At 43.6% G+C, this 4,840-nt stretch carries 5 protein-coding genes; 1 reads left to right on the forward strand and 4 read right to left on the reverse strand.

From position 1 onward, the window contains the following. Positions 1-124 precede the first annotated feature (124 nt). Positions 125-1,642, forward strand: a complete 1,518-nt coding sequence (locus P8H26_RS17900) for a hypothetical protein (RefSeq protein WP_289634444.1) — start codon at positions 125-127, stop codon at positions 1,640-1,642. Positions 1,643-1,731: 89 nt separating this feature from the next. On the opposite strand, the gene P8H26_RS17905 is transcribed toward P8H26_RS17900, so the two are convergent. The 4 genes from P8H26_RS17905 to P8H26_RS17920 form a co-directional block, all read right to left on the reverse strand. Beyond that, entirely contained in the window at positions 1,732-3,051 is a 1,320-nt protein-coding gene (locus P8H26_RS17905) for a hypothetical protein (RefSeq protein WP_289634445.1), read from the reverse strand. 30 nt (positions 3,052-3,081) lie between these two features. Then, positions 3,082-3,741 carry a M48 family metalloprotease gene (locus P8H26_RS17910; RefSeq protein ID WP_289634446.1) on the reverse strand — a complete coding sequence of 220 codons (660 nt, stop codon included), beginning with the start codon at positions 3,739-3,741 and terminating at the stop codon, positions 3,082-3,084. A 20-nt stretch (positions 3,742-3,761) separates the two neighbouring features. Next, entirely contained in the window at positions 3,762-4,133 is a 372-nt protein-coding gene (locus tag P8H26_RS17915; RefSeq protein WP_289634447.1) for a DUF6634 family protein, read from the reverse strand. Between the two features lie 16 nt (positions 4,134-4,149). Then, on the reverse strand, positions 4,150-4,840 hold a 691-nt coding region (locus P8H26_RS17920), incomplete at its 5' end, for an AAA family ATPase (RefSeq protein ID WP_289634448.1).

Here is a 4,840-nt window from a genome sequence, read left to right on the forward strand (position 1 = left end):
CTACGGATGCCCGGAAAACCTTAGCGTACGATTTTTTCCGAATTCTGCGGGCTCCCCGTGTAGAGTTCATTAATTTATCTGGCCTTGTCGAATAAGCTGAACGAAAAAGGTGTTAGCAAACTAGATGACTAAGATTTCAATAAAAACAATCCCATTATGTCTGTCGCTAATGCTGGCACCAGGCGTTGCTTTGGCTGATGCGCCAACTCTGTTCAACCAGGCTATTTCAAGTGCTAATCAAATACGGGAAGATGCTCCAACAAAGGACCGCTTATTAGCTTATGAAAAAACCTTAGAAACGATGGATAAAATCGTCCGTGAGTATCCCGCATCTAACGAAACACGCATCATTCTTTCAGGACAAACTTCAGGTAAATTTTCACCAGGGAAAATACGAACAGGATATATTACAGAACTCACAAACTTTTACGACACAGTTTGTGAGGCTTCTCCAAGTTATATGTGCCTCGCCTTCGTATCACTTAAAAATGGGTCTGATAGTTGTAATCAGGCAAAAACAGTAGCGGATGTTGAAGCTGCATACGATCATTTGGCAAATGCATTAAAGATCTTCTCTACCCAATCTGAAAATAGCATCTTCGCTTCTGTGACTGTATCTACCGCGCGTCAATGTGTGGCAAAAAATATGGATGCTTGGAACCGTGACTATTTTGGTTCAAAACTGGTTGATATGCTGCTAGTAAATAAGGAAGAAAGCACCGCAAAGGCAGTCATTGAAAACATGACTACGCCGTATTTCAAATTCGAAGGTGTTCTAGCGCTTAAGAAAGCTTCTAATTCTCTAGTTGATCAAGCATACCTTGACCGCTTGGATAGATACATCGATGAGAATCTTGGTAAATCAGGAGCCGTTAAGGCACCTACAGATGCGTTTCTCGCCACTCTTCGTCTGAGATCCTTCGCACTGTCGAACTCCGAAGTTCCTATTGAGTACGGCTATGCATACGATGCGGTTCAAAAATATAGAAATTACGGTGAAGAGCGTGCATGCAACAGTCAGTACGTCTCATATTTGTTTAATATGCTGCTCGATTATCAGACCAAGTTAGCATTTCTTCCTGAAAGCCGTCGTGGAATTAATAATACTCAAATTGCAATTATGATGGATACAATTGCAACCCATCCAGGCGGTGTTTTGTATTCTTGTTCTGAAGGTGGATATTATGATCTAGTTTTGATGGCTCGAATTCATGGTCGACTTCTACTAGAAAAAGGCCAAGAGAAGGCCAGCACATTTCGGAAAATTTTAGAGGAGAAATCATTAACTCGTGAAGAGTTAATTGAATATTATCTTACAGAAATGAACCCAACTGCGGAGCAGTTAATTGCCTCATACTTTCTTGATGGAAAAGAATTAGATGGGGCTAGGCGAATTTTATATATTTCAGGATATGACCGCGATACAGGAAAACCTCTTACGAATAGTCCAGCTACATTTCCAGTATTTAAGCGGCTGGTTGATTTCGGGGAAGTATGCAGAAGCTCAGAAATCTTATTTAGAGTGTTGGCTAAAACTGATCGTTTCGATAAAGCAATTCAATATATGATCGATAGTCCTGCTATTGATGTGTTGAAAAAACACTCATGTGGCGACGAGGATCTTGAACTTCTTCTAGAATAAAAGCCAAAATATGAGATATGTGGCCGATACTAAAATAATGCCACATATCTCAATTATAAATGTCGCAAATTGCCGTTTGTGATACAAACTTACTTTTTAAAACAAAACAAATTCATTGTTTTCAAATTTACAGCACAGATTTCATAACCATCGTTTTCAATTATGCGGGCATCCTCACCATTAAGCAGAAACCCTGTTCTAGTAAGCTGAAGCATGGTTTTATTGCCAGAAGGCCATAGAAAACTGTATTTTGTTGAAAGTGGTGTTTTATCGATTTCGACTTCACATGTTTCTTCATCCAGTTTCTTTTTGCCGGAAAATACAAAACATGTTCCCTCATTTCCCTTTCTCTCTACAGGAGCGGTATCCTGACGATTAGATGGAAGAGTAGCCAATTTCCTTGAGGGCTTAAATCGTGCCAAATCGTTGATTGCATAAGCTTTCTCATTCACATCCTGAGTATCGCAAGCGCCCCCTCCTACGACAACATCATACATTTCATTGTATCCGCAAGCAGCTATTGTATTGTTTTCAACCCGTATTTTGCAGCTCGCTTCCGAGTAGCCCATATCGTCACTGGTAACATTGAAAATGCTTACACCGTCGTTTTCGGATTCAAGCTTTACAGTCTCGTCACCGCGCGCCTTAGTCTTTTCGTAGTCGGTATCGCCCCCAATGAGGCCGACCTGCCAGTGAAATGAATTCTCGCAAGCATAAAATAGCTGGTCGTCAGTAACCTGCTGTGGAGTTTGATATCCGAAGACATCGATATCGAAGCGACCTGCCTTTTCCACGGTATCGATGAGAAACAGATCGTCGCCAATATGTTTCAACATCAACTGGACCAGATCCGGTTTAATCATTGGGATATTTGACCATGGGGAGCGCGAAGTGGCTAAAAGCATGATGTCAGTGAGGCTCTCTAGAGCGATGTCATATGCAACTGGCAGAACTCGCGCACTAACAAGCTTTGGTGAGTCCAACAGCATGTATGGGCGGTGAAAGCCCAACTGGGCTTTCATATGCATCTTTCGGTTTACGAATTTTACTTCTGCCCCTTGCGCCTGTCCCATCATAAACATGATCGCACAAATTGAGTAACATCCGTCGTTTTCCGCTATTCGAGTTCCAACACCCATTTCTTGGAAAGCGGTCGCAAGTTTAATTCCTTCCGCTACTGAGCCGCCAGGAGAGTTCAAGCAAATTGTGTCATTCGCTGAGCTTTCTTGACTTTCACTACCCTCAAAATATTGAGTTGCTACGCTTGTAAACCGCTGGAAATCACCAGCTACTATATCGCCATCAAGGCGAAGCACACATACATCGGATTTCGATTTCGTGAACACAGCAGCTTTTGAAGATGTCACAAAAAAAGCGGCAATCATTACAAGGAATAAAGTAAATCGCATTTGAACCCCCGCTCTTGCATTATTATAATTTTAAGTGCCCACTTTTATCTTATTTTTTAAGCCGCAGTTTTTTGCTTGTTCTGGGTCTTCCCATCCTGATTTTATTGCTTCGATGCGCTTACTTTTTTCAGGATGAACTCTCGATGGTCTTTCATCAAAGACGATAGCCATTGACAGAGCATCTTCTAATGAGAATTTAGCATTTCTCAATGCGGCACCAGCAAATCGGTCAGCTTCCAGCTCTTGAGTAGGAGAAGAAGATGCATCCATATGATTGCAAAAATGGTGGCCAAGTTCATGAGCAATGATAGCCATTGCGCCAGTATATCCGACCAATGGAGAGAGGGTGCGGTCGTATATTATAACTTTGTTGCCGTCTAATATGGTGGCAATTGCGTTCCCACCAATTTCTGCATTCATTGGGTATATCTTGCAGTTGTCAAAGTCTAAACCCATTGCATCACACACATCTTCTAGCATGTAAGCATAATCTTCAAAGGCAGGAACTACGTGAACTTGTTTTCCACTGCGTCCGATAGGAAAGTGGAGTGCCGGAGAGTTTTCACTTAAATCGACAACTGAGCCTTCTTCTTGAGCGGCTACAACATTGGGAACAGTAAGGGAAGCCGCAGTTAAAATAGACAGACACAATATTTTCAACGTCTGAAGCCCCCCAAGAGAACAAAACAACAAGTCACCCTACTCTTGTTCTAATTGCATTGACCTGAGGAAGCAATTGCGAGTTCTTCTTTAAGCAATCTTCGCATTTCGGCCAGTTCAGTCTGCGCTTGATCCAAATCCAGTGCTTCAACGATCTTGAATGCCCCCAGATCCATTGGCTTGCCAAGGCGATAGTAGCGTGACCGAGTTCTCATCCAGCCCTCATCGATGTTGAAACCGATGACGGGGCTTGTGGTGACAAAGGGGTCAAAAATAGTCGGATGACCGCTTACTGAGCCTCTGGCGTGCAAATGGTTCCGACCTCTTGCGATCCACCAGCCAGCCAATGCTGGCGCATCTTCCAGAACTTCTGCATTCGGTGCATTTTCGGCTTCATAGAGCATTTTGTGAAAATCGATCATTTTAATATTCCTCCCTTTAACAGAGTGCTGATCGAGGGATGCTTTGTTCGCGCTTCAGGGCTTCACCAATGACAAAGCGGAAAACACGGTCGAATTGACGGAGAGAACCGCGATTATCACAGAAGAAGGACTTCAGAGCATTGTATTCGTCTTCGTCTAGTGCAGGTAGGAATTCAGGGATCGTATCCAGTTCACGAGCAAGCCTGGCATTCATTGATTTTGTTACGGTTCCAAAATGATCTGCCTGCGGTCGCGGCACTACAAAAACCTGAAAACAATCAACTAGAGCATCTGGAATGCTCTCCAAGCTGTTTGCAGTCGCGATCCAAAACACACGCGAAATGTTGAAGTTGGATAACAAGCAGGTGTCGTAAAAGGCTTCTGGAGACGACAGCATGGACAATAGCGTTCCTGTTGGTGAACCGTTATGGCCTCCAAGAACCGGAGCTTTGTCGATCTCGTCGACGATGATGCACGGATCAGCAAAATTAGATTTGTGAATTGCCAGAAATGGCGCACACGGGCGCGATCCATTCCAACCGCGGGTCACCGCCGCTAAAGATGCAGCATCCCCTGTTCCCCCGACAGCAACAATTGTCGCGTGCAGTTTGAAATACTCAGCAATTTTCACGGCAAGCGTTGTTTTGCCCGTTCCTGGCTCCCCAACAAGCAAAATCGGTTTCAGACGAGGCGCATTGAGGCCATGG

Source organism: Pseudochrobactrum sp. sp1633, assembly GCF_030376605.1.
In the GTDB taxonomy this organism is placed as follows: Bacteria; Pseudomonadota; Alphaproteobacteria; order Rhizobiales; family Rhizobiaceae; genus Pseudochrobactrum.